At 51.5% G+C, this 26,425-nt stretch carries 18 protein-coding genes and 1 other annotated feature; of the genes, 4 read left to right on the forward strand and 14 right to left on the reverse strand.

Annotated features, from left to right (window positions below; genetic code table 11):
• Positions 1-6: 6 nt before the first annotated feature.
• The 3 genes from ACTJKB_RS06460 to ACTJKB_RS06470 all read right to left on the reverse strand — a co-directional run bounded on the left by ACTJKB_RS06460 (position 7) and on the right by ACTJKB_RS06470 (position 3,498).
• Complete coding sequence (locus tag ACTJKB_RS06460; protein WP_440832565.1) at positions 7-552, reverse strand: hypothetical protein; 546 nt, start codon at positions 550-552, stop codon at positions 7-9.
• 128 nt (positions 553-680) lie between these two features.
• The gene (locus ACTJKB_RS06465) at positions 681-1,100 is read right to left on the reverse strand and encodes a DUF350 domain-containing protein (protein WP_074084671.1); all 420 of its coding nucleotides are present in this window, start codon (positions 1,098-1,100) and stop codon (positions 681-683) included.
• A 31-nt stretch (positions 1,101-1,131) separates the two neighbouring features.
• Entirely contained in the window at positions 1,132-3,498 is a 2,367-nt protein-coding gene (locus ACTJKB_RS06470) for an endonuclease MutS2 (RefSeq protein WP_440832566.1), read from the reverse strand.
• A 152-nt stretch (positions 3,499-3,650) separates the two neighbouring features.
• Here ACTJKB_RS06470 and ACTJKB_RS06475 point away from each other — a divergent pair, with 152 nt between their 5' ends.
• Complete coding sequence (locus ACTJKB_RS06475) at positions 3,651-3,998, forward strand: phage holin family protein (RefSeq protein WP_440832568.1); 348 nt, start codon at positions 3,651-3,653, stop codon at positions 3,996-3,998.
• A 78-nt stretch (positions 3,999-4,076) separates the two neighbouring features.
• Here ACTJKB_RS06475 and ACTJKB_RS06480 read toward each other — a convergent pair whose 3' ends face one another.
• On the reverse strand, positions 4,077-5,162 hold the full coding sequence (locus tag ACTJKB_RS06480) for a diguanylate cyclase (RefSeq protein WP_440832570.1): 1,086 nt from the start codon (positions 5,160-5,162) through the stop codon (positions 4,077-4,079).
• Between the two features lie 260 nt (positions 5,163-5,422).
• Between ACTJKB_RS06480 and ACTJKB_RS06485 the strand changes: the two genes are divergently transcribed.
• Positions 5,423-5,815, forward strand: a complete 393-nt coding sequence (locus ACTJKB_RS06485; protein WP_440832571.1) for a cupredoxin domain-containing protein — start codon at positions 5,423-5,425, stop codon at positions 5,813-5,815.
• Between the two features lie 117 nt (positions 5,816-5,932).
• On the opposite strand, the gene ACTJKB_RS06490 is transcribed toward ACTJKB_RS06485, so the two are convergent.
• The 9 genes from ACTJKB_RS06490 to pheS form a co-directional block, all read right to left on the reverse strand.
• On the reverse strand, positions 5,933-7,045 hold the full coding sequence (locus ACTJKB_RS06490; RefSeq protein WP_440832757.1) for a sugar ABC transporter permease: 1,113 nt from the start codon (positions 7,043-7,045) through the stop codon (positions 5,933-5,935).
• An 83-nt stretch (positions 7,046-7,128) separates the two neighbouring features.
• Complete coding sequence (locus tag ACTJKB_RS06495) at positions 7,129-8,640, reverse strand: xylose ABC transporter ATP-binding protein (protein ID WP_440832572.1); 1,512 nt, start codon at positions 8,638-8,640, stop codon at positions 7,129-7,131.
• 78 nt (positions 8,641-8,718) lie between these two features.
• Complete coding sequence (gene xylF, locus ACTJKB_RS06500) at positions 8,719-9,777, reverse strand: D-xylose ABC transporter substrate-binding protein (RefSeq protein ID WP_440832574.1); 1,059 nt, start codon at positions 9,775-9,777, stop codon at positions 8,719-8,721.
• 237 nt (positions 9,778-10,014) lie between these two features.
• Complete coding sequence (locus ACTJKB_RS06505) at positions 10,015-11,595, reverse strand: response regulator (RefSeq protein ID WP_440832575.1); 1,581 nt, start codon at positions 11,593-11,595, stop codon at positions 10,015-10,017.
• Between the two features lie 30 nt (positions 11,596-11,625).
• Positions 11,626-13,059, reverse strand: a complete 1,434-nt coding sequence (locus tag ACTJKB_RS06510; protein WP_440832576.1) for a sensor histidine kinase — start codon at positions 13,057-13,059, stop codon at positions 11,626-11,628.
• Complete coding sequence (locus ACTJKB_RS06515) at positions 13,056-14,039, reverse strand: sugar-binding protein (protein WP_440832578.1); 984 nt, start codon at positions 14,037-14,039, stop codon at positions 13,056-13,058. The genes ACTJKB_RS06510 and ACTJKB_RS06515 overlap by 4 nt, the downstream gene beginning before the upstream one ends.
• A 139-nt stretch (positions 14,040-14,178) precedes the next feature.
• Positions 14,179-16,350 carry a cell division protein ZapA gene (gene zapA, locus ACTJKB_RS06520; RefSeq protein ID WP_440832580.1) on the reverse strand — a complete coding sequence of 724 codons (2,172 nt, stop codon included), beginning with the start codon at positions 16,348-16,350 and terminating at the stop codon, positions 14,179-14,181.
• A gap of 196 nt (positions 16,351-16,546) precedes the next feature.
• On the reverse strand, positions 16,547-18,991 hold the full coding sequence (gene pheT / locus ACTJKB_RS06525; RefSeq protein WP_440832582.1) for a phenylalanine--tRNA ligase subunit beta: 2,445 nt from the start codon (positions 18,989-18,991) through the stop codon (positions 16,547-16,549).
• A gap of 338 nt (positions 18,992-19,329) precedes the next feature.
• Positions 19,330-20,364: a phenylalanine--tRNA ligase subunit alpha gene (pheS, locus tag ACTJKB_RS06530; RefSeq protein WP_440832583.1), complete on the reverse strand. Its 1,035-nt coding sequence runs from the start codon at positions 20,362-20,364 to the stop codon at positions 19,330-19,332.
• A 65-nt stretch (positions 20,365-20,429) separates the two neighbouring features.
• Positions 20,430-20,716: a binding site (T-box leader), on the reverse strand.
• 180 nt (positions 20,717-20,896) lie between these two features.
• On the opposite strand from pheS, the gene ACTJKB_RS06535 reads away from it, so the two are divergent.
• Entirely contained in the window at positions 20,897-21,211 is a 315-nt protein-coding gene (locus ACTJKB_RS06535) for an ABC transporter permease (RefSeq protein ID WP_440832585.1), read from the forward strand.
• A 722-nt stretch (positions 21,212-21,933) separates the two neighbouring features.
• Positions 21,934-23,424 (forward strand): diguanylate cyclase domain-containing protein, encoded by a 1,491-nt coding sequence (locus ACTJKB_RS06540; protein WP_440832586.1) that lies wholly within the window; start codon positions 21,934-21,936, stop codon positions 23,422-23,424.
• 145 nt (positions 23,425-23,569) lie between these two features.
• On the opposite strand, the gene pulA is transcribed toward ACTJKB_RS06540, so the two are convergent.
• Entirely contained in the window at positions 23,570-25,966 is a 2,397-nt protein-coding gene (gene pulA, locus ACTJKB_RS06545; protein WP_440832588.1) for a type I pullulanase, read from the reverse strand.
• Positions 25,967-26,425 lie beyond the last annotated feature (459 nt).

A 26,425-nucleotide genomic window follows, 5' to 3' on the forward strand; every position in this document is an offset into this window, starting at 1 on the left:
CGTGTATTACTTAGTGCCGGTGCTCAGATTGCGCACAAGCTGAATGCGGTCTTCCTGCGCCAGGCTATGCTGTACATGAAAGCACGAAGGGCAGACGAAAAGATTCAGCGAGAACGGCGGTTTCAGGACAGGCCCACCCAAGGCTTCCGGCGAGGATGGCTCGAAGCCCTCAACGTTCTGGGTTCCGGAGAGCAGCATCAGCTCATGACACTGCGGACACTCAGGCGCTTCCAGCTGCGCCGCCAGTATAGCGGATACGCTTGACTCATAGCGCTTCAAATCATAATCGTCTCCGAATTGGACGAGTGTATTGAAGATCGGCACAACGCTATCCTTGTCGCTGTCATCCCACAGATCTTCGTCACTTACATCCTCTGGCTCCGGTTCCACTGCTTCTTCCGGCTCGTCTTCATCCTCCAGGTCATCTACACCCAGAGTTACCGTACGGTAGCCGCTAAGTTCATTGTTACAATGGGGACAGGTATCCTCCGGCCCGAACTCCTCGTCCCACACAATTTCTGTATGACACCAAGGGCAAACTGTTGTTTCCATCTGAAATATCTCCTTCTTACCTCACATTTGAATTCAATTAATCATTAGATAAATTATACCGGCCGCTATAAAAGCCAGTGCAGAAAAGAACAGAACCCTCACCAAAATCTTCATTTTCCACACCTCATTTAAAAAATAGCGGCACCAATCACATAGGACAGGGACACGGAAATCAGCATGGCAGTTAGACCAACAGCCCGGTTGTCTGCAGCGATCTCATCATCGATGGAAAAGACCGGAGTCAGGAACTCAAAGAGGAAATAGGCGAGCAGCAGCAGCAGAAATCCCACTACCGACCATTTCATCGTTTCGTAGATTGAGGCTCCGGCATCAATGCTGAAGCGCAGAATGTTACAGATGCCGAAGATTTTGCCTCCGGTGGCCATTGCCACAGCCACATTCCCTTTGCGGATTTCTTCCCAGCAGTTATATTTGGTGACCATTTCGAAGAAGGACAGAAATACCACAAGGCCAAGTATGGCCACTGTGAAGTAGCCGAGCAGCGCACCCAGCGGATGATCCAGCAAAAGATCAATATTTTCTTGCATGCTTCTCCCTCTTTCTACTGGCCTCCAGCCGCTATTCCAGTTCAGCCACGGTTACACCCGCGCCGCCTTCGTTATAATTTCCCAGCCTGTAGCTCTTCACATGCTTATGCTTGCGCAGGTATTCCTGAATGCCGGTGCGCAGCACTCCGGTACCCTTGCCGTGAATAATGGAGATTTGCCCTAAATTGCCGAGAAAAGCCTCGTCAATGAAGCGGTCTGTCTCCATAATCGCCTCTTCCAGATTTGTTCCGCGCAGGTCCAGCTCACTGCGGATATTCTCATCACGGGTGCGCTTGACCGTAGTTGCACGGCGGAGTGCAGGAGATGGGGAATCCGGTGCGGAGGACAGGAATTCCAGATCCTCCAGGTTGACTTTCATCTTCATAATCCCAAACTGCACAATAGCTTCCTTGGGACCGCTAAGCTCAACAACGTAGCCCTTCTGGTTCACATTCTGTACCTTTACTTCATCGCCCGGCTGAATTTTTCTTGGCGTCTTGACGTTGCTGCGGGCTACAGTCTTCTTACGGGGCGCAGGTTCCGCTTCATCCAGGCGGCGGCGGGCTTCAATGAGCTTATGCTCCTTAACCGAAGCGCCTTCCTCCATAGCGAGCCGGCGCAGATCACCGATGATCTGTTCAGCTTCCTTGCGTGCCTTGTCGAGGAGCGCGCTGGCGTCCTTCTCAGCCTTTTCCAGCCGCTTGTCGCGCTGGCTCTCGAGCTTCTCCAGCTCCTGTTGCTGCCGGCTGCGGAATTCCTCCGCTTCACGGCGGATTACTTCAGCACGTTCACGCTCGTTCTCTGCCTCAAGACGATTCTCTTCCAGCGAAGCAATCATGTGCTCGACGCGCAAATCCTCTTCCTTAACCTCACCGCGTGCATGCTCAAGTATGGCGTTTGGCATACCAAGGCGCTCGGCAATGGCGAATGCATTGCTTCGTCCCGGTACACCGATTAGCAGCCGATAGGTTGGACTAAGACTCTGTACATCAAACTCCATGCTGGCATTGATAAGACCTTTGCGTTCGTAAGCATAGGCTTTCAGCTCACTGTAATGCGTAGTGGCCACCATCCGGCATTCGGTCCGGTGAATATTCTCCAGAATGGCAATGGCCAGGGCAGAGCCTTCCGCAGGGTCCGTGCCCGCACCCACTTCATCCAGAAGAATCAGACTTTTTGGAGTCATTCTGCGCAGAATGGAAATAATATTGGTCATATGGCTGGAGAAGGTACTAAGGCTCTGCTCAATACTCTGCTCATCGCCAATATCGGCATAAATCGCATCAAATACACACATTTGGCTGCCTTCCTCTGCCGGGATGAACAATCCCGACATCGACATCAGGCTGAGCAGGCCGATGGTCTTCAGCGTGACCGTCTTACCGCCCGTATTGGGGCCGGTCACGATGATCGAGCTATAGTGGTTGCCAAGCTCGACATCCAGCGGGACCACCTGCTCCGCCGGAATCAGCGGATGCCGTCCTTTGCGCAGCTTAAGGTAGCCCCGGTCATTCATGCGGGGCTGGGTCGCCTTCATATCACGGGCCAGACGCGCCTTGGCAAAGATGAAGTCCAGCTCGCCCAGAATATCCACATCATAGGTCATTTCCTCGGCAATATCGCCAACGAGAGCGGTTAACCGGTGCAGGATAATCTCAATCTCCCGCTCCTCGCGCAGCCGGGTTTCACGCAGCTTGTTGTTCATGGCCACAATGGATTCCGGCTCGATAAAAAGCGTGGCACCGGAGCCCGACTGGTCATGCACAATCCCGCCGAAATGAGCACGGTATTCCGCTTTGACCGGAATGACGAAACGGTCACCACGAATCGTCACAAGCTGATCCTGCAGCATTTTGGCTACGGAGGAAGAGCGGATCATCGAATCCAGCTTCTCGCGGATTCGGGTCTCGCCTCCCCGCAGCTCACGGCGGATGGTGGCCAGCTCAGGGCTGGCCGTGTCCAGTACATCGGCATTCTCGTCGATGCAGCTGCGGATGGCATCCTCAACATGCTTCTGTTCCGACAGCAGATCACTTTGTGCGAACAAAAGGGCGATGTTCTCATCTTCATGCATCGCCGCCAAAAACCGCTTGACTCTGCGTGCACCGCCGATAGTGTTGCCAACAGAAAGGAGCTCGCTGGTTCCCAGCATTCCTCCAATAGAGGCACGTTTCAGGGCCATTTTGATGTCCGTTATGCCGCCGAAGGAAGGAATGCCTTTCAGCCGGTCGACGTTCGCCGCTTCGTCCGTAGCCTGCAGCAGCTTTTTCACAGCTTCAAAATCACCGGAAGGCTTGAGGCTTTCCGCCAGCAGCCGTCCCATCGGGGTCTGCGTATATTGCGCCAATTTATTTAAAATCTTGCGATATTCAAGCGTATGCAAAATTTTGTCGTCCAATTACAGTCACAGCTCCCTTCATAGATGGTTACATTATACCTAATTCAGCCGGGTTTCGCTATTTGGGTAAGTTTTCAGGAATAGAAAATCAGATGCAGGCCACAATAACAACTGCACATATCCTTATGCGAAGGCCAAAGGAGGTTAGTTCAGTGAGATTTTTAGGTCATGTGGTCCGTTTTATCGTGGCAGCGATCGTGCTGCTGGTGGTTGGCTGGATTGTCCCGCAGTTCACGATTGGCGGTTTCTGGAGTGCGCTTATTCTTGCGCTTGTCATTGCACTGCTCGGCTGGGTCATTGAGGGCATCTTCGGCAAAAAAACAACGCCCTTCGGCCGCGGCATCGTCGGTTTTCTCGTCAGCGCACTGGTGATCTGGATCGCCCAGTTCATCGTGAGCGGTGTCAGCGTCACCGTCCTGGGAGCACTTCTGGCGGCACTGGTCATAGGCATCATCGACTTGTTCCTGCCAGTTTCCACACCGTTTGAAGCTGGAAAATAAAAATCTGCTGGTCTTATTGCAGACACGAAACCCCCTACTCCGGAATTATAGCGGAATCAGGGGGTTTATTGTATTAACTTATGCATAAGACAGGATGTTATCATCTCCATGATCCATAGATGCGGTGACTACCGCATTTTTACCGGTGCGTTTGGCGGCATACAGGGCATGGTCCGTTTTGCGGAACAGCATTTCTTTGCCGTCCCCAAGCTCGTAGTCACACAACCCGATACTGACTGTAATTGGTTTGCCGCCGGCATAGGGATGCTCCATAGCCGCAATGTTCAGTCGCAGCTCTTCAGCAGCGGCATATGCCTCGTGAAAGCTTTTATCTGTAAAAATAACCGCAAACTCTTCCCCGCCATAGCGTGCCGCAAAATCATTCAAACCAATCAGGCTGCCGACCTTCGCAGCAACCTCCTTAAGCACAAGGTCCCCGACCCAATGGCCATAGGTATCGTTGACGCGCTTAAAATTATCAATGTCGAACAACGCCAGCTGCAGCCTGAGGCCGTTACTCTCACACTTCTCCAGCAGCGAAACCAGATATTCATGAAAGGTCTTATGGTTGTAAAGTCCGGTCAGAGCGTCAATCTTCAGCAACTTGTCAGAGATCGCCCGTTCCACCATAAGCCCCTGTTCAGACTTGGTCAACTGTTCCAGATGCTCACGCACCTCGCGGGCCCGGATAATGACCGCCTGAGTCATGGCAACGAACACGATAAACACACATTCCACCATCAAAAACTCCAGCAATGGCTTCTCCAGTGTTCTCCGCTCCAGCCCGAAGTAAATCCCGCCATAGAACAACAAGCTGATTGCGCCGAGCACACCCAGAAGCTTCTGGTCAAAATAAATTAGAGATATCATTATAGGCATCATAAGCGCCATCTGCGCTCCATCCACGAAGGGCTCAAGGACAAAATACATGAGATAAGACACAATGAACCCGCATACGACCACCACCTGCTTGTGATACAGCAAAGTGGACCGGAGCCACATTTCCGCTGTCATCATCGCTATGAGAATCATGAGATTGCAGCCGATAAACAGATGTCCTTTAGCGGGCATTAGAACCGTCCGGACCTCAACCGCAGAATTCGACAAAACAAATAACAGCTGGGCCGCCAGCATGCAAAAAACAATGATCCAATATCCGGTCAATATTTTACGGTGCCATTTCTCCGTATTCAGCGAAATTTGGGCTAAATTAATGTGGATCCCCTACTTCTCAAGCTATAATATAATAGCTTTAAGTATAATGAATTTTAAACTATTTTGCATCATTTTTTTGCAAATTTCGACAAAGTTTGGAGTTTATTTGCGGGATGGGTGTTTTCCATTGATTTTCCAAGACTTCTTGGCCCAATTGAGCTATGCTAAGGGCAAGCAAGGCCCACCCTTATTCCTGGAGGAGGATGAAGATGATCCGGAGATTTGCCATTCTGCTGTCCATCGGTTTGCTGCTTATTTTAGCCGCCTGCGGGGGCACTGGCAATAACGCCAGTACCGCAAATACCCAGAATGAAGCGGCTGAAGCCAGCATCACAGCAGAGGAAGAACTCACCATTACAGCAACGAACTACAGTTTCGATCAGAAGACATATCATCTAAAAAAAGGGGTTCCGGTAAAGATCGTTTTTAAAAATGAGAGCGGCAATCATGGCATCCTGATTCCAGAGCTAAATCTGCGGCTGGACGGCAAAGACACCTCCCGGGTTATTATTCCGGACGAAGCCGGAACATTCGAAATGACCTGCGCGATCATGTGCGGCTCGGGCCACAGCGGGATGAGTGCTAAGGTGATTGTAGAATAGAAGATTAAAAGGCAGCAGCCGGCCCAAGGGACTTTCCCCAGGCCGGCTGCTGCTGTTCCTAGCCGGTTGCCTATCCAACCTGCCGGTTAAAATAATTACGGACACCCCGTAGTAACTCTACTTCACTCCTTTACTCCGGTTGGAAATGTCCAGCCAAACGGCTATCACCAAAATGGAGCCTTTAACTACATACTGCCAAAAAGATTCCAGCCCCATGAGTGACATTCCGTTATCAAGCGAGGTCATCACCAGCGCCCCGATGAGTGCGCCGATCACAGTCCCGGCTCCGCCCATCAGTGAGGTTCCCCCGATCACGCAAGCGGCAATGGCATCCATCTCCGCCATATTCCCTGCGGTGATCGTGGCAGAAGCAAGACGCGAGGTTAACACGATAGCAGCGATAGAGCCCAGCAGTCCGCTAAGCAGAAAGATCAGCATGGTCTTTCGTTTGATATTGATTCCGGAGAGACGAGCGGCCTCAATATTCCCCCCAATTGCATAGATATGGCGTCCGAATGTCGTTTGGGTTGAAATAAAATAGAAAATCGCTGCCAGGACGATTACAAAAATAATTGGAAATGGGATCCCTTTATAGTTGTTCATTACAGCTACGAAGACCACAACTAGCAATGCTAGCCCTGCAACCTTCGCGATATCCATACTTAGCGGAGCAATTTCGAAGCCGTATTTTTTACGGGAACGCCGTTTATTGAATGCACTCCAGAGCAGAAATCCAACAGCCAGAACGCCAAGCGAAATGCCAAAACCCCGAGCAAAATAAGCATTTCCAAGCATGGCCAACGCAGGGTCGGATACCGGAATCGTCATGGATTCCGTCACCCCCATCAGTACGCCCCGGAACACCATCATCCCGCCCAGGGTGACGATGAAGGCGGGAATCATTTTGTACGCCACCAGCCAGCCTTGAATCAATCCCAGCACCGCCCCGGCGGCAAGGGTGCCGAGAATGACAACAATGGCTGGAAGCTCCAGCCAATTGCTCAGTATTGCAGCAATCCCGCCGGTCAACCCGACAATGGAGCCAACGGACAGATCGATATGCCCTGCCACAATAACCAGCACCATACCAATGGCCAGAATGGATGTCACTGACATTTGCGTAAATAGATTCGACAAGTTCCGCGAAGTCAAAAAGGTGGGATTAAGGACTCCAAACAGCACCCATATCAAAATCAACGCCCCTACCATCGTGTACGCACGTATATCCATTTTGCCGAACAGGCCGCGCAACTGTGATCTTCCCGCAGCTTGGACTTTCTCCGGGTCCTGAAATTCATTTTGCAGCTGCATCTCTATTTACCTCCCGTAGCGGCCAGCATTATGTTCTCTTGCGTGGCTTCGCGCCAATGATATTCCCGTACGAATTGCCCTTCGCTCATAACCAGAATTCGGTCACTCATTCCCAGTACCTCGGGAAGCTCTGAAGAAATCATAATAATCGCCACTCCCTGTTCTACCAGCTGATTCATCAAATTATATATTTCATATTTCGCTCCAACATCGATTCCCCGGGTAGGTTCGTCCATAATCAGTATTTTCGGATCGGACATCAGCCACTTGCCTATAACCACCTTTTGCTGGTTCCCCCCGGAAAGTGTACCCACAGGTGTTTCCAGTGAAGCCGTTTTCGTCTTCAGGTCCTGCACATACCGGCGTCCCCATTTAATTTCCTCATTCTCGTTAATGACGCCCCACCTGGATACCTTGCCAAGCGTTGCCATGGTTGTGTTTCTTTTTACGTCCATTCCCATCACCAGCCCCTGACGTTTGCGGTCTTCGCTAACCAGCGCGATCCCCGCTTTAATGGCTTCAGCAATGGAGCGGATCTTCACAGTCTGCCCTTCAATCTGCACACTTCCCTCAGACTTGCCCGCATAAGCTCCAAACAAGCTGCTTACCAGTTCTGTCCGTCCCGCTCCCATAAGCCCGGCAATCCCGAGAATTTCACCCTTGCGGAGTGTAAAATGAATATCATGCAGCACCTTTTGATGACGCTTTTCCGGATGCCAAACGTTGTAATCCCTAACCTCCAGCACGATTTCTCCCGGCGAATGCTCCATGCGTGGATAGCGTTCCGTCAATTCTCTGCCAACCATTAAGGACACAACCTTGTCGTCATCGGTTTCTTTGCGGTCAAGCGTAGCAACGGTCCGGCCGTCCCTAAGCACGGTTATGGAATCTGCCAACGCAAAGACCTCCGGCATTTTATGTGAGATATAGACGCAGGAAACGCCCTCGCGCCGAAGCTGGTTCAAGATACCCATCAGGATGGACACTTCGCTTTCGGTCAAGGCTGCTGTAGGCTCATCCAGAATCAGAATCCTGGTGTGCTTGGAGAGGGCTTTGGCGATTTCCACCAGCTGCTGCTGGCCAATTCCGAGATTACCGATTTTGGTATCCGGCGAAAGGTTCAGGCCAACTTTCTTAAGCCAAAGCGAAGCCTGATGATACAGCTCATCCCATTGTATGGCCCCCCGCCTGCAGGGCTCGGCACCCAGAAAAATATTCTCGCCGACAGTCATCTCTTTGACGAGTGCCAGCTCCTGATGAATGATAGCGATACCGGCCTTTTCCGCATCCGTGATTTTATGAAATTCCTTCTTCTCGCCGCTGATAATGATTTCACCGCTGTAAGAGCCTGCGGAATACAGACCACTTAGCACCTTCATCAGCGTAGATTTCCCGGCACCATTCTCACCGCACAAGGCGTGGATTTCTCCTTGCTTGACCTTGAAGTTCACATGATCCAGCGCCTTGACTCCAGGAAACTCCTTGCTGATGTCCACCATTTCCAATACATACATTACTGCTGTCCCCCTTCCGGCCTTTAACCGGCAGAGGACGAAACATTCCGTTCCGTCTCTCTTGCCGCAAAAGCTGACTTATTGTTTCGGCCACTGGTCCTTGGGAACGTTTTTATACACATCCTCAAGCTTGTGAAAACCATCTTTAATCAGCACGTCCAGATTCTCCTTGTTGACCGCAAGTGGATCAAGCAGCACTGAGGGAACATCAATCTTTCCATTATTGACTGTTTTTTCAGTAGAAACAGTTTCGCCTTTGGCAGCCGCTACCGCCATTTCAGCAGCTTTGGTCGCAATTGAATTGATAGGCTTGTAGACTGTCATCAGTTGTGTGCCTTCGGCGATGCGCTGGACAGCAGCCAAATCTGCATCCTGTCCGGATACCGGGATTTTACCAGCCATTCCCTGTGCTGTCAGCGCCTGAATTGAACCGCCGGCGGTTCCGTCATTGGCAGCGACCACACCCTGAACGTCATTCTTATTCGCAGTCAGAGCATTCTCCATATTTTTCAATGCTTCTTCAGGCTTCCAGTCCTTGGAGAACTGATCATAGACAATTTTGATATCGCCCTTTTCTTCAAGCGGCTTCAAAATATTCATGGCCCCTTCTTTAAACATATGGGCATTATTGTCGGTATCAGCTCCGCCAATATAGACGATGTTGCCTTTAGGCGCTTTATCGATAACGGCCTGGGCTTGCAACTCCCCGACCCGCACATTATCAAAAGAGATGTAATAATCGACCTCTGCGTTGTTGATCAGACGGTCATAAGCAATCACTTTAATGCCTTCCTTATGGGCTTTTTCTACGATTGGAGCTGTAGCTTCAGCGTTGTGTGCAATAACCACAAGCACATCCACACCTTGGGAGATCAGCTGTTCCGCCTGGCTCAATTGCGTTGCATCATCCCCATTGGCGGCCAGCACCTTCACTTCGCCTCCCAGTTCCTCCACTTTGGAAGTGAAGATGTCCCGGTCCTTCTGCCAGCGTTCCTCTTTCAGCGTATCCATCGACATTCCAATTACAATTTTGCCTCCGTCTTTGGTGTTGGCTGCTGTTTCCTCCGTTTTCTGATTATCTCCGTTTGAGACTACCCCACAGCCCGCCAGGGAGGCAGTCAACCATAAAGCAGCCATCCCTAAAGAAATCAATTTCCCGTATTTTCTCACGCTTTCTTCGCCCCTTTTCTCCGTCAAATTAATTTGATTGCGCTTACAAAAAAATTCTAGCATGTTTTTTCCAGCCCCGGTGCCCCCAATACCTGCACTCTTTTACCTTCCGCCTGCATTCCGTTGTTCTCTTATGTAATGAAATTCTTCCCGGCGGCTTTCATAGGAAAAAACGGGGATACAGCACAAAAAAGTCCTTGTCGGTTAACAAGGACTTTGCTTCTCGTGCTGTTGTCTGAATTCGCTCGGCGTCATGCCGGCAGCTTTTTTGAAGACCCTGCTGAAGTAATTCGGGTCCTTATACCCTACCTCGTAACAGATTTCCTTGAGGCTTAAGCGCTCTTCGGAAATCAGACGTTTTGCCTCATCGATCCTTAATCGCGTAATGTAGTCAATAAAGGTTTCACCTGCATGCTGCCTGAATAATTTACTGAAATAATGGGGACTCAGATTCACATACTCTGCTGTCTGCTCCATGGAAATGTCCTCTTTATATTTCTGGCTGATGTAGGAGAGCGCCCGCTGCTGCACATGGGAACGGCTGTGCTCCCGCTCTTCTCTCAGGCTGTCAAAGATAGCCTCCAGCCAGGACTCTGCCGTCACCCTCAAAGAGCTGTGGTCCTCCAAAGCATTAAGCGTAGCAATCATCTCCGCGCTAGCACCGAAATGTACTCCTCTGGAGAGAAACAGCAGCAAGCCAATTACTTCCCCGCGCAAAGCAGCAAAGGAGCGGTTTCCGTCTTCCTCAAAATGGTCATATAATACGCCAAAGCGCTCCACAGCCTCCTGTTTATTATGCTGCAGCAGGGCATCCAGCAGTTTTTTTTCATCATCCAATGAAATGGCTGTCTGGCCTGAGCTCTGTATCATATCATCAAAATGGCGTACACTCAGCGGATCGTTGTTGTCAGCACATACACGAACTGCTTCCCGGTAGGAACGGCTAAGCCCGTCCCAGCCTTCCCGTATGGACCCGATGCCGACAGAGATCGGCAGTTGAAACCGGTCCTCAGCCAGGCTGCGGAGACGCTCCCCCCAGTCCAGGGAGCTGACACGCTGGGAATACCCCGTACGGCCCGGAGACAACGGGATAAACAGGGCCATCTGATGGCCAATCACAGGTCCGGCGATGCAGCCCAGACCCGACTTTGCAAATTGCTTAACCGCCTCGTAAATATCCCGCTTGACCAACTGGAAGTCCTTCCATTCCTCCTTTGAGTGCCGGGGAAATGACAGCAGCATGGCGTACCCTTTGCTCCACTGCAGGTTCAGCAGCCCGGCCAGCTGTTCAACCTCCACTTCCTGCACATATTCCAGCATCAGCATCAGGGAAAGCTCATTCTCGGCGAGCGGGACCAGGTGGGCCAGCTTCTCCTGCAGTTCGAGCTGTTCATTCCGCCTGTGCCTCTCCTCCTGTGTCTCGGCAATCAGCTGTTTCAGTACCTCTATTACTTCCTCACGTCTGGCCGGCTTCAGCAAATAATCACGCACCCCCAGCGACAGACCTTCCTTTGCGTAGGAAAAGTAATCATGGGCAGTAATCATGACTATTTTAGCTGAAGGGTGCTTAGCCGAAATTTGCCGGACCGCCTCCAATCCCTGAATGCCCGGCATTTTGATGTCCATGAAGATAAAATCCGGCCTGTGCTCCTCCGCAAGCTGAATGGCCTTCCGTCCATTCTCAGCATGCAGAAATTCAAACATATCCGAAAAAAAATGCCGGATCATCAGCTCCAGGCCTTCCCGTTCCAGTGGTTCATCATCAGCAATAAGCAGGTTGTACATCCGTGTATTCCCCTCTCTGATTCCCAGGTCTTAAACCAACGGGCGGTAAGGCAGTCTGAACAGTACGGCTGTCCCTTGCCCTTCACTGCTGTCGATTTCAATCTGCTGTTCTCCTTCAAAAAATAAATGCAGCCTTTTGAATACATTGTGTGTGCCAAGTCCGGTAGACTGGCCTTTCCCGCTAAAACGGGGGGCTTCCTCGCGAATTGATTCCATCAGCCGGGCTACGGTCTCCCGGTTCATCCCTACGCCATTGTCACTGATCCTGATATTGACACGTCCGCCGTCATGTCTGATCGACAGCTCCAGCACCGCCCCTTCCTCCATCTGCTCCAGTCCGTGCACGAAGGCATTTTCAAAAATCGGCTGCAGCGTCAGACAAGGAATCATCCCCTCCAGCGCCTGCTCCTCAATATCCATAACAAAGGTAATCCGGTCGCGAAAACGCGCCTTTTGAATATTGATATACTCTGTAACATGCTCCACCTCCTCACGCAGCGGAACAGCCTGATCCAGCTTCTGCAGGTTATATCGGAGCAGACGCGAAACGGAGACGGTCAGATCACTTGTTTTGGCTGCCCCTTCCAGATAAGCCAGCTTGGCAACAGAATTCAGCGTATTGAACAGAAAGTGAGGGTTGATCTGGCTTTGCAGCATTTTCAGCTCCAGCTCCTTGACCAGACGATCCTTCTCCAGGCTCTTGATATTCTCCGCCATCAGCTCCTGGATATTATCGATCATTCCGTTAAAGGCCCGGCATAAAATACTGATTTCGTCGTTGTTAATACTTTCCGGAGCCTTGGTATCCATCCGGCCTTTCGATATTTGCTTGGCGGTCGCCACCAGACGGCGAATCGGTCCCGTTATACTGCTCGAAAGCCAGATCGCCATAAAGATGCTCAGCACCGCCGCAGTGATAACCAGTAGAATCCCCAGCTCGTTGAGCTTGTCCGTCGTGGACATGATCTCCTCATATATCGGCTTATACTGATCCAGCTCCATATCAACCAGAGCCTGCGCCTCCTCACGGATGAACTTTTCCGTCTGCTCCGTTTCGATATAAGCCCCGGCCAACGTATTGGAATCCTGATCATCAATCTCCGCAATCATCCGCTCCGCCTGGTCCAGAAACGTATCAATGATATTCCGGTAGTTCATAAGCGGAAGATCGCTGCCGCCTATCGTCTCCACTCTCTCCAGCCTCTCCCGCAATTCCTTCACGGCGTTCAAATGCTTTTCCATCTCCGGAAAGCTGTCTGCATCCACCTGCATGATAAAACGGTTCATCGAGCGCATGGTCTCCCCAACCTCGTATGAAACTTCCTTGTATAGCAAAATCCGGTTCATCATCAGATGATAGCTCTCCTGCACATTTTTCCCGCTCTCAAACAGAAAAAAGGAAACAGAGCTCATCAGCAACACAAGCAGCGGAATACACAGCAACAGCTTTTTGCGGATACTCACAGGCTCTCCCCTTCCTGGACATTGGATTTGTCCAGTACCTTTACCTCAGTGTAATATTCCCGCTGGAGCGAGGTTCCCTGAAAATGTTCATGAAGCAGCCTTACAGCCGTATCTCCCATAAGGAAGGGTTGCTGTGCCACAGTGGCTTTGATCTCGCCCCTTGTTATCGCAGCGAGTGTCTCTTCCTGGTTATCGAAGCCTATGATCGTCAGCGAACCGCTCTTTAAACTTTTGGAAGCCTTGAGAACCCCCAGCGCGTCCGTGGAGCTGGTCCCCACCATCACATCAATTTCAGGATGCAACCGCAGCATGTCAGCAGCCTGCTGAATCGCCTCCATATGGGAAATGTTGGAGCTGCGGACATCCACAATTTCCAGCCCGCTGTAGTTCTTCACAATATGGCTTAAGCCATTCAGACGCTGTAGCTGATTTTTGGCCAACTCACTGCCGATGATCACCCCGATTTTCCCTTTCCCTCCGGTTGTCTGCACAACCATGCGGCCAAGGGTTTCGCCCGCTGCTACATTATCGGTCCCTACATAAGCCAGTCGTTTGCTCTCCGGAGCATCGGTATCAATGGTAATCACCGGAATTCCACGCTCCACGGCTTTATCGATCACTGGAGTGAACTTCTCATCATTCAGTCCCTGTACAATAATGGCGTCCACGCGGGCCGCAATCGCTTTTTCCAGCAGACTGATCTGCTCCTCCATGTTATTGCGGACGGGACCGGTAAATTCAATATTAATTCCGTATTTCTCTGCGGCTTCTTTTGCACCCTTCTCAACCATCTCCCAATACGGGTGATATCGTTCCTGTTCGATCAGCACAATATGGTAACCAGGCTTACTGTCACCCGGATGCCCGCTTAATTCCTTAACAATGTTGCCCATGCGGGCGGAATGATTTGCAAAACCAATAAATAGATAAGCCTGCAGAAGAAATAATACAATGACACCGCCCAGCCATTTTTTATCCATTCAAGTCACCTCATCCACATCCTAACCCGGAATGTAAACGGTTGCAATATTTGCGTATGATCTTTTCCAGACAGAAAAGGGCTGTTCCCCATGCAGAACCTCTGCTTGGGACAGCCCCTTCTCTTCATGCGTCCGCTATTCAACTGTCCTGTTCGATCAGTTGAATCCATTCATTATATTCGCGCTGGAGCTTGGCATATTCCGCCTGAAGTCTGCGATGCTCCTCTGACAGCTTGTCCAGCTCTTCCTGCCGCAGTTCAAACTGTGCCTGTACCAGGCGCAATTGGCCCTGAACCAGCTCATAGTTCTCGCCGATCTCAGCAAGCTGCTGCTGGACTTGAGCATGCTCCCGGCTCATGGAGTCCGTTTTCGCTTCGGCCTCGCCGGCTTCCTGCTCCCAAATCTCAATCTCCTCACGCAGCTGTGCTTCCGTCTCGTTCCACAGCCGCTGATTTTGCTGAAGCTCCTCGTACTTGCGCTTCCAGGAAGCTTCCACCTCGCGGGTTTCCCGCAGCGCTTCCTGCTGCTCCACCGCCGCAGCGGCGGCTTCCCGCCCAGCCTCATACAGCTCTTCCAGACGGCGGGCATTTTCTTCACCTTCCGCCTCCAAAAGCTCGTATCTTTCTTTCAGCTGTTCACCGTCCTGCAGCACCTCATCATACTGCGCGATAAGCTCCTCATAACGTCCGCGGAGCGCTACCAGTTCCTTACGGGAGGCTTCAGCTTCTTCGCGATGCTGACGGCTTTCGGTCTCCGCCTCGGCCCGTAGTCCGGATTCATGGTCAAGCTGCTGCACCATGCCGTCCGCTTGCCCCCGCAGCGTATCGATCTCACGCTGCAGAGCTAAAGACTTCTCTTCCGCTTCCAGCAGCTTCATCTCCAGCTCCCCGATATCCTCCATATGCTTGTCGGCAAGCTCTTTCCAGTCTGCCGCTTCCGCTGCGGACTGGGTGAACTGACCTTGCAGCTGATGCAGGCTGGCCTTAGCTTCAGCGAGGGAATGGCGAAGCGTTGAAGCTTCTTCCTGCTTCACCTCATAACGCTGGCGCAATTCTCCCAGTTCGTCACTGAGCAGGTCTCCGAGTTCATTAGCAGAACGCAGCTCTTCCTGCATCCGGCTCAGGCTCTCCGCAGTTTCCTGCAGCGAAGTTCTAAGCCCTGCCGCTTCGTTCTGCACGGCCTCATGACGCTGGCGCAGGTTCTCCAGCTCTTCATGCTGCAATGTTCCCTGCTGTGCGGCGGTATGAAGCTCTTCTGTCAGCTGCTCCTCGCGCTTCAGCACCGCTTCGTATTGAGCCAGCAGGGTCATACGTGCATCACGCTCGCCCTTCAGGCCAGCTTCGGCTGCACGCAGCCTGGACTGCAGCTGCCCGGTGCCGCCGCGCAGCTCACCAAGCTGCTTCTCCAGCTCCAGTACTTGCTGCTTGTGCCGATGCTCCTGCGTGCCTTGCGACTGCCGCAGTTCCTTATTCTTGGCAAGCTCCTTCTGGAGCGCCTCGCGCTCCTCTGTGAGCTCCTTCTCCAGTGCAGACTTGGTATCCGCCAGCTCCTTGCTGAGTGACGAGCGGATCTCCACAATCTCGCCTCCGAGCGACTCCCGGGTCTGCGTGAGCTCCATTTCAAGCTGGGATAGCGTTTCCGCCTTCTCCCGCTCCAATGTCTCGCGCAGGGTCTGCAGTTCCTTGAGGTGAGCAGCTTTCAGTTCTTCAAGCTGCTGCAGACGGGCCGCCTCAGCGGCAGCAAGCTCCTGCCGGCGGCTCTCACGGGCAGCAGTCTGCTCCTGCTCATAGCTCTCGCGCAGGGTCAACAGCTCCGCTTCACGCGCCTTAAGCTCTTCAGCCAGCAGCTCGCGGGCAGCAGCTGCAGCCGTCTCCGCTTCCAGCAGCGCCTCGGCATGCAGCTTCCGCTCCTGCTCCTGGATCTCCAGGTGCCGCCTGCGCTCCTCTTCGGCAGCGGCAATCAGACGGGCGGCCTCCTCCTTGGCTGCCGCCTCCATCCGTTCGTACTCTTCCTGCCGCTCCTTCTGCGCTTCCGTAAGGCGTGTGACTTCAATACGCAGTTCCGTACGCTCTCCGGTCAGCATATTCAACTCATTCTTAAAGTCCTGCACCTGGATGGCCTGCTCCGCCATATGCACGGCAGCAAGCACCGCGATCCGCGGAGTATCCAATTGGGAATGTGATTTGGAGATTGCGCGCATATGCTCGTCTACATAGCGGGCAACCTGTTTCATATATTCAGTGCTGCTTCCTACAAGTTTATAAGATGTTCCATATATCTCCACGGCGACACGAGTCCGGTCCATAGCCACAGTTGTGCCCTCCTTTGTATGTGTGCGGATTCTAAGCTGGTATCCCTGCTCCTATTGTAGCGTCATTTATTCTCTTTTGCCAAAAAGCCGTTCATTCATAGATTCTGCCGGTAGCCGCCGTAGCTCCAAGGGTTAGAAAAAAGCCGCAGCGAACTCCGTTTGTAAATGGATTCGCTGCGGCTTTGCACAATTCCTGCTACTTTCTTAATTCTGCGCCAAAAGTTTGCTGAAGTGCTGATACGACCCTATCATGAACTTCTACAACTTCTTCGTCGGTCAGTGTGTGATCGGTATGGCGGTAGAGCAGGGAAATGGCTACGCTCTTCTTGCCGCTCTCCATCTTGCCGCCAGTGTACACATCAAATACCTGAACATTCTGCAGCAGAGTTCCGCCGTTCTCACGGATGGAAGCCAGCAGGTGACCTGCAGGCACTGCAGAATCCACCACAACTGCGATATCCCGCTCCATGCCCGGGAAGCGCTGCAGCTCAGTGTACTGTATATTGGTGCGTGCGTTGCTGTAGAGCGGCTGAAGCAGCAGCTCCGCCACGTACGTATCTTCCAGATCCAACCCGCGCTGCAGCTCTGGATGAAGCTGTCCAAGCGTTCCCAGCTTCACCCGGCCTTCGGTACCCTGCAAGTATATCGAAGCCGAACGCCCCGGGTGGTAATCCTCAGGAGCATCGCCTTCATAAACCACGCTGTCCGCAAGGCCCAAGTGGCTAAATACAGTTTCCACCGCACCCTTCAGGTCGAAGAAGTCCACAGGCTGCACTGCTACATTCCATTGCTTGGACGCACGGCTTCCACTCAGCAGAAGTCCGAGCACCGGCAGCTCACGGGGCTGACGGGTGAGCTGCTCTTCGTCTGTGAAGAACACATTCCCAATTTCGAACAGCGCCAGATCACTTTGACGGCGGTTCGTGTTATAGCGGGCAATTTCCAGCAGCTGTGGAATCAGACTGGTGCGCAGCACACTGCGGTCCTCGCTCATCGGCATCGCCAGCTTGACAGAAAGCTTGCCTTCAGCAAGCGCCGGGAAAAGCTTGCTTTGCTCCGGTTGAATGAAGGAATACCCCATAACCTCCTGATAGCCCCCATGTGCCAGCAGACGGCGCAGTTCACGGCGCTGGGACTGCTCGCTGGTCAGCGCTCCAGGTGTAGTCACACCCTCAATCAAAGTTGTAGGGATATTGTCATAGCCGTATAACCGGGCAATTTCTTCAATCAGATCGACATCATAGCTGATATCACCACGTCTTGTCGGAACCTGCACCTCTACGAGCTCCTGTCCCGCATCTCCGCACTTGAAGTGCAGACGGCTGAACAAAGTCTTCACTTCCAGCAGTGACAGTTCTGTACCGAGATAACGGTTCAGCTTCTCCATGGATAAGGTGAGTACCTTCTCTTCCGCAGTCCCCGTCCCAGCCTGCACAATACCCTCGTGCACAGAACCTCCGGCATATCGGGCTATCAGGGAAGCCGCACGGTTCAATGCAGAGATCACGGCATTCGGATCGACTTCTTTCTCGAAGCGCAGGGAAGCTTCGGAGCGCAGACCCAGCTGGCGTGAGGTTTTGCGGACCGTCCCGCCGTCGAACTTGGCCGACTCCAGTACAATATTGATGGTTTCATCTGTTACTTCAGTCTGCAGTCCGCCCATGACTCCGGCCAGACCCACAGCCTTCACCCCATCGGCAATCACCAGCATTTGAGGCTCCAGCTTGCGCTCCTGCCCGTCAAGCGTGGTCAGAATCTCGCCGTCCTTGGCAAACCGCACCCCCAGGATGCCGCCTTCCACTTTGTCGCCGTCAAATGCATGCAGCGGCTGTCCGTACTCCATCATCACATAGTTGGTGATGTCCACGATGTTATTAATCGGACGGACCCCCGCTGCCATCAGGCGGTTCTGAATCCAGAGCGGGGATGGGGCAGTCTTCACTCCGGCAATGTAGCGAACCGAATAATTCGTGCAATAGTCTTTGTCCTCTATCCGGACGGAGATGGAGTCGGAGGCCGAGCCACCCGATTCTACCAGATCAGCTGCCGGATCAGGCAGCTTAAGCTCACGTCCGAGAATTGCGCTTACTTCGTAGGCGGCACCAATCATGCTTAGACAATCTGAACGGTTAGGCGTCAGATCGAAGTCCAGAACCTCATCATTCAGATCCAGCACCTTCAGAATGTCCTGACCGATTTCGGTGTCCTCAGGCAGCACCAGAATGCCCTCCTGCAGTTCCTTGGGCAGCAATTTATCGTTCAGCCCCAGCTCCTTGGCGGAACAGATCATCCCCTGCGACAATACGCCGCGAAGCTTGGCTTTTTTGATATCCAGACCGGGCAACTTGGCACCCACCAGTGCTACCGGAACCTTTTGTCCAGCGGCCACGTTCTTGGCTCCGCAGACAATCTGCAGATCCTCGTCTTGTCCTGCATCTACGATGCATACATTCAGCTTATCGGCATCAGGATGCTTTTCTTTCGATTTGACATAGCCGACCACGATGCCGGAAAGGCCTTTGTTGCGGCGCTCCACACCGTCGATCTCGATGCCGGCGGTCGTAATTTTCTCTGCCAGCTCATCTGCGGTAACGCCCTCAAGCGATATATAATCCGTGAGCCAGGAGGTTGATACTTTCATATTCGCACACTTCCTTTTGTTTCAGATGTATTTATCTACGTGCCGGGTTTACTTGGCAATGCGGAAACAGTGAGCAGCATTGGATCTCTGTACTTCCGTTTTAAAATCATACTGTTAATAGGGTCCCTGCGGGGAATATTTGGACTTCCGGCCGCTGTTAGGTTTAGATTTCCTGATTTAAACCGCTGATCGCGGTAGAAATCCAAACCTAAAGGCGGACGCGTTCGCTCCTCCAGTTCCAAACTTCCCCTCCGGTCCATTTTTTACAGATTGATAAAACAGAAACAAAGATCATCGATAGCTGATCCTGCCCGCCCAGCCTCTCACCCGCCAAAAAATTAAATCCCTTTGAACTGCTTCACAAAAGCCATATCATTCGTGTAGAAATGACGGATGTCATCAATACCGTACTTCAGCATTGCTATCCGTTCGACACCCATACCGAAGGCGAAGCCGCTGTACTCGGCAGGATCATAGCCGCCCATTTCCAGCACGTTCGGGTGAACCATGCCGGCGCCGAGGATTTCCAGCCAACCGCTCTGCTTGCACAGACGGCAGCCGTCTCCACCACATTTGAAGCAGCTCACATCCACCTCAACACTCGGCTCGGTGAACGGGAAGAAGCTTGGACGCAAGCGGATGCCCGCGTGTGGCCCGAACATTTCTTTGGCAAACTGCTGCAGCGTGCCCTTCAGATCGCTCATGCGGATATGACGGTCAATCACCAGACCCTCGATCTGATGGAACTGGAAGGAGTGGGTTGCATCATCGTCATCGCGTCGGAATACCTTGCCGGGACAGATGATTTTGACAGGGGCTTCGCCCTTCATCGCCTGCATAGTGCGGACCTGAACCGGTGAAGTCTGCGTGCGCATGAGGATATCCTCCGTCAAATAGAAGGAATCCTGCATATCGCGGGCCGGATGGTTCTTCGGCAGGTTGAGCGCTTCAAAGTTATAGTAATCCGTTTCCACCTCTGGCCCTTCCGCCACCTGGTAACCCATGCCGATGAAAATATCCTCGATCTCCTGAACCACCCGGCTCAGCGGATGAATCCCGCCTTGCGGCAGACTGCGGCCCGGCAGGGTTACATCCACTTTTTCCGCATTCAAGCGGTTTTGTGTCTCCTGCTGCTGGAAGGCCTCCTGTTTGGCTTCGATAATTTCCTCAATGGCGCCCCGCACCAGATTGGCTACCTGGCCGATCACCGGGCGCTCCTCCGCGCTGAGTCCGCCCATACCGCGCAGAACCTCTGTAAGTTCGCCTTTTTTACCCAAGTACTTTACACGCAAATCATTCAGAACCTGCGGATCGGTAACTTCCTTCAGCTTCCCTAACGCTTCGACCTTCAATGCTTCAAGCTTCTCTTTCATGGCCGTGTACTGCCCCCTTATCATGGTGTTGTCCTATTTGCAACAAAAAAAGGCCTTTCCTCCCGGTAAGGGACGAAAAGACCGTGGTACCACCCTTGTTAGACTGCCTGATGAACATCCCTAATAGCATTATTCCTGCTTTCGGCATGACATAGACCTGTCTCACTTTAGCAGAAATAACGGTCTGCGGCCGGTTTCCCCTACGCTCTCCATCAAGCACGGCTTGAAAGAAATTCAAGGAACTGCTCCGGAGTGAACTTCGGCAGCTCTGCTTCCTAGAAACGCTCTCAATCAACGGCGTCTCCTCCCTGTAAGCCAGGCACTGCGTACTCTTCTCCATCACTGCATTTATCATGGATGCTGCTGAATCAATCGCATCTTCTGCTTAAGAAGATATGTTTATATATTATATGCAAAATTAGCCGTTTTGACAAGCGGGACAAATCCGGGCCAATTTTTTATCTTCTTTTAAGCTTCCCTTAAGCTTCAAGACGTATTTCAGGAATCATTTTCAGCGGGCGTTCTGCCGGATTTGATATTTTCCGTTTCAGCGAGAAAGATAAGGAACAGTATCCGCAAAGCAATCGGCGCCAAGAAGATCAATATTCTGATACAGTTTATGATCGAGTCTATTGTACTCAGCGGATTTGGCGGTTTGATTGGTGTCGGATTGGGACTAGGCATCAGCTGGGCGGTTGGACATTACACCTCAATGAATGTAGCCACCTCCTGGAACATGGTGATCATCTCATTCCTGTTCTCTTTGTTTATCGGTGTGGTATTTGGAATGATGCCTGCGAACAAAGCGGCAAGAATGCGCCCTATCTACGCCCTGCACAATGAATAGACTATAGTTGGTTTTACCCATGTTTATGCAAGACATACAGCCGCAAGCCTCTTTTTTGGAGGTTTGTGGCTTTTTTTGGGAGAATTCCGGCTTTTTTTTGCCTGGAATGCTGCGTTATGCCTATGACCCTGCACCCTTCTATGCGGATTATTAATCAGAGAGGGTATCGTTTGCGGAAAAGTTGGGTAATAGGACTCAAGGGCTGGAATATCTATAAGGAAGCAGGCTATACATAATCTTTTTTTATAATAAGGATTTATGTTTCGCGACCATAAATCTGAGATTTCAAGACAAATTTCCCCCGGATCACGGATCTGAACCTGAGCCGAAGCTTCCGGAGTCTGGAGATTATTAAGCTATATCCACTTTTACCCAGGCGATTGCTCAACATAAGTGCTTCCTTTATACTGATGAGAAGAAACTTCGATCATACCGGGAGATTCCCATTCCTGCCACCTTATTCTTCCCCTGCTCTGTATGACTCGCTTGGATCACAATCTCTTCATTATCCTGCTCACACAAGCAAAAGGTCCACTTATGGATATACCTTAGTGTGTTATTAGACAGCATTGTAGAATACTTAATAGTTTTTGCAGGGGGTGGATGAAGTGGCAGGTTTTCCCGAGATCAAAAACACACGCAGACTAATCCTTTTATTTGCCGCTATCTCCGTTCTTCTGGTGGGTATCAGTATTGCTTCCCTCCTATATTTAAACAACACAATGAACAAATTGTCAGCTTCCTTATATAACGATGTGTATCAGAATTCCGAGCTTATTCTGAATGCCGACCGCGACCTGTACCAGTCTGCCTTAGCCCTCCATACTGCTATAAACGCAAATATTACCAGCGAGGAGCGCAGCAAACTGTCTCAGGATTTTGAAGAAAACAATGCCCAGGCGAAGCAGCGTCTTAGCATGGCCAGCTATAATATCAACTCCGTGGAGAATCCGTTCAGCGGGATGAAGCAGAGTGAACTGCAGCTTACTCAGCTCAAAAATGTATTGAAAGACGTCGAAGGCCCTTTTCAAACCTGGAAGGATACAGGCAGGGAACTTATCTCACAGCGGGTGCAGAGCAACTGGAACCCCGAATCTTTCTCTCCACTCCAAACCAATGGGCTGCTGGAGCAAGTCCGTGACCCTCTAGACAAATCCGAGCAATTGATTGACGGCTATGCACGGCAGGTAACACAGGAATTCCGGGATAAAAAAAGCTCGCTGTTTGCGTTATACTCTTTATTCTTGTTTTTGTTGGTGCTCGTTATAATTTATCTCTGCCGCAAGCTGATTACCCTTCAAAATGAAATGCTTGAGGAGAAGTCCCTGTATCAATTGATTGGGGAGACAATGTCCGACTTTATTATTTTGACGGATCCTAACGGGTTGATCTTGTATGCTTCCCCTTCCCATTCCGGCCTGCTCGGATATATCCCGTCTAAGGGGGTTCCGCTCTCCAATTATATCCGGGAAGCGGAGATTACCTGGGCGAAGCTCAAAAGCGTGGTACAGGCTACCCCGCGGATTTCCGAGCTGCGGATGCGTTCAGTTGAGGGACACTGGGTATGGCTTGAAACAAAGGTTACCCCGATTAAGGGCAGCGGTGCTTTTCCGGCGCAGTTCATGCTGGTATCGCGTGAAATCACCCAGCGGAAGCAATATGAGGAACGCCTGCACAAGCTGGCCTTTTATGACCATCTGACTGCAATTCCTAACAGAGCCCATTTCAAAATGTACATGGAGAATCTGATCAATCAGCCGGAGGAACGCAAACAGAATATTGCGCTGGCCCTGCTCGACTGTGACCGGTTCAAGCAGTTGAATGATACTCTCGGCCATCTGGCCGGAGATGAATTCCTGCAATTGCTCTCACGTGAGCTGCAGCAGACCGTCAAGGGGTCAGGCCAGGCTTTCCGGATCGGAGGAGACGAGTTCGCGGTGGTGCTGCACCGTTTTACCAGCCCTAAGATGCTCGATGAGATCCTGGACCGGCTGCTGCAGCTCTTCAATAAATCCTGGTCGATCAACCAAGGCTCCAGCTTCCATACATCAGCCAGCATAGGAGTAGCGCTGTACCCGCAGCACGGCAACAGTATTAATGCATTGCTCCGGGCTGCCGACCTGGCAATGTACCGCTCCAAGAATCACGGCGGCAACGAAGCTAATCTGTACAGCGAGTTTGTGGATGAAGAATATTCGGACCAGCCCAAATAAGCTAATCCTGCAAGGGGGAGCATTGGCGCCAGAGGACATATAACTGATATTCCAAGTCAAAACTAAATTCTTATATCTTGACAAAAAGAGCTATTCTGACGGCCCACTGATGGGTTGCCGTACAGAACAGCTCTTTTTTTGTATCTTAACTGGAGAGCTGCAGCGGATCATCCTTCCCCCCGCTGTTCTCCTGCAATCGTTCACAGATGGTTACCTTAACTGGCTCCTCGCTGCCGGAGCAGTCGATGAAGCGGTCTCCGGCCCCGTCCTTCTCTTCCCAGTCATTCAACCTCAGAATGTAGCCTACCGACGTAGTCTCTGGAAGCACTTCGATCCGCGCTACAGCATGGCCATTTTCCATCTCCCGGAAATCGCACTGTCCATCCTGGATGCCTGTACCCCACAACCATAGGTTCCAGCCCCGGTAATCACCATCCGGACGTTCATAGTGGATTTCAATGATTTTGGACCTTGGCTCAGGCTGACCGTATTTATCATAGAGGACCATCATGGACAACCCTTCAAGCTCTACCTCTGCACCCTCGACAGTACGGAAGGCATCTATTCCTGCAGAGGTATGGTCCACAACGATATTCCAGCAGCCATCCGTTTCGGGGAGCTTATGGCTGATCGGCCCGGAATTTGCATTAAAAATCACCACGATATTGTTCCAAACGTCACCGCCGGCGTTATTCTTGAGCAGATAGGAGACCACTCCGCCGTCACAGCGGAGGAATTCCAGCGAACGCTCGATCTCCTGGCGTCCATGCAGCCTGAAGGCCGGATGGTTGCTCCGCAGCGCAATAAGTCCTTTGTAGTACTCAAAGACAGGAAGAAACTTTGCTTTGTTCACCCAACGGATGGCATTGATGGCGTCGGGGCTCCGGTAGCTGTTGTGGTCACCGTATTTGCTACGCAGGAATTCATCACCGGCTTGCAGAAAGGGAATGCCCTGTGAAGTCAGAATGATCCCGCTCGCCAGCAGAGACCGCCGTACAGTCTCATCGCCGAGAACATCCTGCCGGTCAACCGCGAAGTAAGGATCGGCTTCGGCAATTGCTGCTTCCAACGCACCACCGTTCTTCAGCCGTCCATTCTCCAGTTCCGGCAGCTTGGCCGCCTGGCGCAGGCCTTGCGTGGCAAGTACCTTATCCCACAGATTCAAATTATCGTGTGCGGTAACATAATTCACCGTTTCCACCGGGGAATCGGTAAATTCATGAATAGCTCCCTTGATTCCGGAAGCAACCGCACCTTCCTTGCCATATTCCCCGGTTACGAAGCCTTTGCCCCAGCCATCGCTGTCGCCTTTGATTGCAGACCGGAAGTTGTCATTGAAAACAGCATATCCCTTGCCCTTTTGCACACCTTTTAGTGTTTTGGTAGCTAGCGGAGAATCCCCGCCGGTCCACGGCTCACCGTAGAGCAGCAGATTCGGGTTGATCTCCAGACGCAGTTCTTCCGTAAGTTCACGCATGGTTACACTGTCCATCAGTCCCATGAGATCAAAACGGAACCCGTCAATGTGATATTCGGAAGCCCAGTAGGCCAATGAATCCTTAATATACTTGCGGACCATCGGCCGTTCCGTGGCCAGCTCATTGCCGACACCGGAACCATTGGAGAGGCGGCCGTTATAGTCATGCCGATAGAAATAATCGGGAACCAACGGCTGAAAAGGTCCTTTTTCCACAGAATAGGTATGGTTGTATACCACATCCATAATCACGGATATCCCTTTACTGTGCAGTGCCTGCACCATTTCCTTCATCTCACGAATGCGGGTTTCCGGATCTGACGGATTGGTGCTGTACGAACCTTCCGGAACGTTATAGTGCTGAGGATCATATCCCCAGTTGTATTCGGTGAAATACGGCTCCGCTCCTCTTCTGCTGTCTGCTCCGAGTTCATTGATGGTCTGAAAATCAAATACGGGAAGCAGATGCACATGGGTAATGCCTAGCTCCTTCAAATGATCAATGCCCATTGCATGTCCCTCAGGATCCCGCAGCCCGAATTCAGTAAAAGCCTTGAATTTGCCTTTATGCAGCATCCCAGAGTCCTCTGACGAAGAGAAGTCCCGTACATGCAGCTCATAGATCACGGCATCAGCAGGATGAGGCAGAGCAGGTGACCTATCTAAGAGCCAAGCTTCCGGATCGGTGCCACGCAAGTCCACAATGGCTGATCGTATACCGTTGGCTGATACCGCCTTAGCATAAGGGTCCGCTGCCTCTTTAATCGTTCCGTCTTCAAAAACGGCACGGTACATATAATATTTGCCTTTCAAATCCCCAGAGAGACGGGCCTGCCAGATCCCACCCTCCTGACGCTGCATATTCACGATACGGCCGCTGTCCCGGCCACCATAGTTCACGGTTTCTATCCCATTCCCCCCGGTATCATACAATACCAGCGACACGGTGAAGGCTGTGGGCACCCATACTTTGAAGAGGCTGTAATCCGCAGTATAGGTCAATCCAAGATCATTGCCTGTATAGATCTCTATTTCTTTCTCTGCATTTATATAATTGCTGTTCATTCATAATCACCATCCCAGTGTTCTCCCCAAAGTTGCCGGAAAACGGATCTACTGCTATTAGTATCCAACTATTTCCATATCACTTAAAAATAATACTTGCACGGCTTTGCAAGCAGAGCATTAAGAGTACAGTCTTTACTCAGGTCCAACCCATGACTTGGCTCAACATATTATATGTAACACGATGTTCACAAGTTTGGGTCCAGCAGCCTATTCTGCTGTCTATACTTCCTATATCGGTAGTAATGACTTCCCAATTAAGCTTATCAAGCGAAAGCAGCTATTCTATCGGAAGTATAACCTGCTATGGATTGGATAGCTACTGTAAATTGATGTTATGTACTCACTCATAGCCGGTCATATCCTTCTGACGCAGCACCAATGCACAATGTTACAACTTATATTTAGACACAGGCGATCCGCTTAGTAATAAAAAAACCAGCCCCCCAATTAGGAGGC

The sequence above is a fragment of the Paenibacillus sp. 22594 genome, from assembly GCF_052044425.1.
In the GTDB taxonomy this organism is placed as follows: Bacteria; Bacillota; Bacilli; order Paenibacillales; family Paenibacillaceae; genus Paenibacillus_AQ.